Source organism: Massilia sp. CT11-108 (assembly GCF_047302915.1).
GTDB lineage: Bacteria > Pseudomonadota > Gammaproteobacteria > Burkholderiales > Burkholderiaceae_D > Telluria > Telluria orientalis.
Map to the genome: position 1 here is coordinate 1 of NZ_JBKYMO010001213.1, position 498 is coordinate 498.

At 73.7% G+C, this 498-nt stretch carries 1 protein-coding gene; it reads right to left on the reverse strand.

Annotation, left to right across the window (positions count from 1 at the left end):
• A partial coding sequence (locus ACEN88_RS34050) for an SDR family NAD(P)-dependent oxidoreductase (RefSeq protein ID WP_413346791.1) occupies positions 1-498 on the reverse strand: 498 nt, incomplete at both ends.

Sequence of the window (498 nt, forward strand, 5' to 3'; positions counted from 1 at the left end):
GCGTCGACCTGGGCGGCGCCCCGGCCCAGTGCCGTGCGGCTCGCCATGCCATCGTAGTCGGCAATGCCGGCCAGGCGCGGGACGGCGCCTTCAACGTCGTCGCCGCTGCCCGGATCGACGAGCGTGACGCCGATGCCGAGCGGTTCCACTTCATAGAACAGCGCCTCCGCCAGTGCTTCCAGCGCGGAGCGCGCGGCATGGCTGAAGCCTTCGAACGCGGGCGCCTGCACGGACGCGCGGGCCAGCATCACGATGTGGCCGGCGCGGCGCGCGCGCATGCCGGGCAGCACGCGGCGCGCGAGGTTGATGGGGCCGAACACGTTTTCCTCGAACAGGGCGCGCGTGGCGCCCTCCTCGCCTTCCTCGATCGCGCCCGGATAACGCTGGGCGGCGCTCGTCGCCAGCACGTCGATGCGCCCGAACCGCCGCTCGGCGGCGACGACGGCCGTATCGACGCTGGCGGCATCCGTCACGTCCAGCGCGAGCGCCGCCCAGCGT